The sequence below is a fragment of the Motilibacter deserti genome (assembly GCF_011250635.1).
GTDB classification, from domain to species: Bacteria; Actinomycetota; Actinomycetes; order Motilibacterales; family Motilibacteraceae; genus Motilibacter_A; species Motilibacter_A deserti.
Map to the genome: position 1 here is coordinate 1 of NZ_JAANNP010000201.1, position 2,126 is coordinate 2,126.

General features: G+C 75.3%; 2 protein-coding genes and 1 pseudogene. 2 read left to right on the forward strand and 1 reads right to left on the reverse strand.

Going from position 1 to position 2,126, the window contains the following annotated elements; genetic code table 11:
• Positions 1-469 (reverse strand): NADPH-dependent F420 reductase (locus tag G9H71_RS22345; protein ID WP_166284956.1); only part of this gene is annotated, 469 nt, incomplete at its 3' end.
• A 136-nt stretch (positions 470-605) separates the two neighbouring features.
• On the opposite strand from G9H71_RS22345, the gene G9H71_RS24800 reads away from it, so the two are divergent.
• A complete protein-coding gene (locus tag G9H71_RS24800) occupies positions 606-1,676 on the forward strand; it encodes an NlpC/P60 family protein (protein WP_269204806.1) in 1,071 nt (356 codons plus the stop codon).
• Positions 1,673-2,126: pseudogene (locus tag G9H71_RS22355) on the forward strand (hypothetical protein); the annotation flags it as partial. The gene G9H71_RS24800 and the pseudogene G9H71_RS22355, both read left to right, overlap by 4 nt.

A 2,126-nucleotide genomic window follows, 5' to 3' on the forward strand; every position in this document is an offset into this window, starting at 1 on the left:
CGTCGTCGCCCGCGACGGGCAGCGCGATCCGCCCCGCCTCGCCCGCCGGCTTCCCGTTGTCCTGCAGGCTCTGGGCGAAGATGTTGTTGAACGCCTTGATCAGCGGCTTGCCGAGCTGCTGCTCGACCCAGCGGGTCTCGGGCGTGCCCTGCTCCAGCGCCTCGATCCGCCCGTCGCGGTGGCGCGGGTAGTAGTTGCCGGTGTCGACGAACGCCGCGTCCGGCGCCGCGCCGTCGAGCACCCCGGCCGGCAGGTCGGGCACGTTCTTCTGCGGGATGGTCACGACGACGATGTCGGCGCCCCGGGCGGCCTCGGTCACCGGGACCGGCCGCGCGCCGGTCTCGGCTGCCAGCTCCTGCAGCGTCTCCGGGCCGCGGGAGTTGGCGATGGACACCTCGTGCCCGAGCTGCGTCAGCCGGCGCGCGAGCGCCCCGCCGATGTTGCCCGCGCCGATGATCCCGATCTTCATGGTGCTCCTCGTTGGGCGTGCTCCGCGGGCTGCGCCCGCATCCTGCCCGGAGGCAACCGCCGATGGCCGCGATCTAGTCCTCAGCTCCGGGATCCGGGCCTAAAGTCCCGTCTCGCCCCCGCCGACCCACAGGGCAATGAGCATCGATACGGTCGCCCCGTCCGGCATCGCGGCAGTCCAGGCCCGCATCGCCGCCATCCAGTCCCGGTTCGGGGCCGCGGCTCCCGTCGGCACCCAGATGCTGGTGTCCTCGACCGCGAGCACCTCGACCGGCTCCGCCGTCAGCCGCAGCAGCTTCGCCTCCACCCTCGCCGACGTGACGGGCTCGGGCAGCGCGTCCGGGGCTGGGTCCGGCTCGGTGGCCGGCTCCGCAGCCACGGGCGGTACGGCCGCCGCGGGCGGGTCGGCGACCGGCAACTCCGGCGCCGACGCGGTCGAGCTGGCGAAGAAGTACCTCGGCATCCCCTACGTCTGGGGCGGCACCGACCCGTCCAAGGGCCTCGACTGCTCCGGCCTCACCGGCCTGGTCTACCGCCAGCTCGGCGTCGATCTGCCGCGCGTGAGCCGCGACCAGGCCAAGGTCGGGGAGAAGATCGCCTCGCTGTCGCAGGCCAAGCCCGGCGACCTGCTCTTCTTCAACTCCCCGGTCAGCCACGTAGGCATCTACGCCGGCGGCGGCAAGATGGTCCACGCGCCGCACACGGGCGCGAAGGTCCGCGTCGAGGACGTCTACGAGACCCCGACGGTGATCCGCCGGGTGCTGCCCGAGGCCGGCTCCGCACCCGCCCCGACCGCGCTGGCCCAGCCGGCTGCCAAGACCGGCGGCGTCCCGTACGCCGACATCTTCCGCACCGAGGGCGCCCGCGCCGGCGTCTCGCCCGCGCTGCTGGCCGCGGTCGCCAAGACCGAGTCGAGCTTCCGCAGCGACGCGACGAGTCCCGCAGGGGCCAAGGGGCTCATGCAGCTCATGCCCGCCACTGCGGCCGGTCTCGGGGTCGACCCGCTGGACCCGCAGCAGGCGGTGCGCGGTGCGGCCAAGCTCCTCGCGGGCTACCTGAAGGACTACGACGGCTCGCTCGACCTGGCGCTGGCGGCCTACAACGCCGGCCCCGGCAACGTGAAGAAGTACGGCGGGGTCCCGCCGTTCTCGGAGACCAAGGCGTACGTGCGCAAGGTCCAGGACGCAATGCAGGAGGTCACGCTGTGACGACCATGACCATGGCGGCGATGCCGGGTGCGGTGCCCGCCACGGCGCCGAGCACCGGGCCGTCCACGTCCGGCGGGAGCCGGGGCGGCTCGGGCGCGTCCGGTACGTCGGGCGGCGGCGGCAAGGCCTCCGGCGGCACGGCTGCGGCCGGGGCGGCCAACGGCGGCGACGCCGCCGAGGGTGCTTCCACCGAGGACGGCGCGGCCGTCGAGGGCGGCTTCGCGGCCGTCGTCGCCGCCGCGCTCGCGGCGCTCCCCGCCCAGGGCCAGCCGGTCAGCGGCGAGGGCACGGTCGACGGGCAGGCCGGCGAGGCCGTTGCCGGCGCGGCCCCCGCCGCCGTCCTGCTCGGACGTCCCGCGATCGAGGGGCTGGGCGCTGCCGTCGTCCCGACCACCCCGGCCGCTGTGGCCGGTGCTGCCACCGTCCAGCTGCCCGCCGACGCGCTCGCGG

Coding starts and splice junctions, on each gene's coding strand:
- G9H71_RS24800 (WP_269204806.1), top strand. CDS start 606: ATGAGCATCGATACGGTCGCCCCGTCCGGCATCGCGGCAGTCCAGGCC.